Source organism: Candidatus Symbiopectobacterium sp. NZEC135, assembly GCF_025962695.1.
The window spans coordinates 1-2,152 of record NZ_JAGFPF010000238.1 but is presented as its reverse complement, the minus strand read 5'-3'; the positions used below and the strand labels follow the sequence as shown (position 1 = coordinate 2,152).

The window sequence follows — 2,152 nt, the reverse complement described above, 5'->3', positions numbered from 1 at the left end:
GTTTTAAGGTTCTGTATTTATCTACAGTGGTAGATAGAAGGGATACACCGTGGAAAGTGAGGAGCACCTACAGACAATTTTGTCTCTTGTTCAGTTCATTGCCGACATTTCGTTAATCGCTGATTTGACCCATGGCACAATACCCATCACAGAACCGCACGAGAGGCTTGAGGTGTCGAAATTACTGGAGTACCTTAAAAACTGTCTCGAAAAGAACATCTTGTAGCTATGCATGCATTGAGTGTATGGTTTTGCATGGTGATGCTGCTCTCATTTTTCTCTGAAGACGCCAGTATCGGCGCGAATCGCGCCGGATCATTCGAGTGCATGAAAAGCGACACATGAATTGGGTAGTTGAGGTGGGGATAGCATTGCGCGCTAGCCGAAATAAGCATCCTGCGAAGGTTGATTCCGTTTAAGTCATATATCAGCATGGGTTCTCGTGATGACTAAAAATCCAGTAAAAATTAAAAGAAACTTAAGTATTGGCGATCTTGATGCAGAAACAGATAACGACTTTCTTGATACCTGTTTTATTGATAAAGGATATCTTGATGATTTATTAGACGTAAAAAACCCATGTTCAATTATAGTCGGTCGCACTGGGGCCGGTAAAAGTTCATTATTATATAAAGTTAGCACCTCTATAGCTCATTACAAAAAAATAGATCCCAATGATATTTCAGTGAAATTTCTCGAGCACTCTGATATTATTCAATTCATGGATAACCTTGGCGTTAACTTAGACCTTTTTTATAAAATGCTTTGGCGGCATATCCTTATTATTGAATTGTTGCGCTTGCGTTATGATATTAGAAGTGAAGAGGATAATGAAAGTTTTTTTAGTGGATTAATTGATTGGGTTAGAAAAGATGAAATTAAGAAAAAGGCTATATCTTATTTTCGTGATTGGGGGGATAAATTTTGGCTTGATACGGATGAACATCTAAAAGAAATAACAAGAAAGCTAGAGGATGAAACGAAGGCGAATCTTGGTGCTAAATACTCTGGTTTAGACGTGTCATTGAGTGGTGTACAAAAACTTAGTGATGAACAAAAAACAGAGATAACTAAAAGAGCTAGTCAAGTTGTCAGCGGATTACAGATAAAACAACTTAATGAAATGTTGGAGATGCTGGCTGAGTATTCATTTAAAGATCCACAAAAGCATTATTATTTGCTTATAGACCAATTGGATGAGGATTGGGCTGATACGGATACTCGTTGCAAATTTATACGAGCATTAATTGAAGAGGTCAAAGGGTTTAGGAAAGTAAATAATATAAAAATCCTTGTGGCTTTAAGAAAAGATCTGATTGATATGGTCTTTGATAAGACCCGCGGTGCAGGTTTTCAGGAAGAAAAATATGAGTCGTATATATTGCAAATTCAGTGGTCTAAGTCTGAGTTGATAGATTTAGTCGAAAAAAGAGTAAGTGAAACATATAAGCGAACATATACTAAAGATGAAGTTACTATATCTGATATTTTTCCTGAGGCAAAAAAAAGCTCGCAAAAAATGACGCCTATGGAATACATATTAGAAAGAACACTTTATAGGCCTCGAGATGTACTTCAGTTTGTCAATGAAACTTTCCGACTTGCTGTTGATAAAGAGAAAATCACTTGGGGGCTAATTTACGAAGCCGAGAATTATTACTCAGAAAAAAGGCTTCGATCTTTGAAAGAAGAGTGGGGTGAAACATTCCCATCCTTTGATGATACTGTCGAAATAATTAGAGGTAGAGATGCAACGTTTGATTGCTCTGAGTTAAAAAATATTCAGTATGATGCTGTTATTACTAAATTGGCCATTCGGGATGATAATGATCCATGCTCGATTGTTTCCAAGAGGTTTCTAGAAACGCAAGGATCTAACGATAATGATATTATTAGCACAATATTGTCTTGCTTATATAAAGTTGGTGCTATAGGTATTAAACCAACTTCTAATAGTGGTTTTATTTGGTCGTTCAGAAATAAGAGTTCTATAACGACAGGGGAAGCAGAGAGAATTCTTCAGCTTAAAATACATAAAATGCTTCATAAAACATTAGATATCAGGCAGCATGAAATTAGAAGTTAATGTGTGTTGGATGGGCACAATTCTATGAGCTCATGCACTTTTATGAATTAACTTAATTTTTCATTT

The 2,152-nt window shown here is 36.1% G+C and carries 1 protein-coding gene; it reads left to right on the top strand.

Annotation, left to right across the window (positions count from 1 at the left end; translation table 11 throughout):
• The first annotated feature begins 445 nt into the window (after nucleotides 1–445).
• Nucleotides 446–2,086: a P-loop ATPase, Sll1717 family gene (locus tag J5224_RS25365; protein ID WP_264627972.1), complete on the top strand. Its 1,641-nt coding sequence runs from the start codon at nucleotides 446–448 to the stop codon at nucleotides 2,084–2,086.
• Nucleotides 2,087–2,152 lie beyond the last annotated feature (66 nt).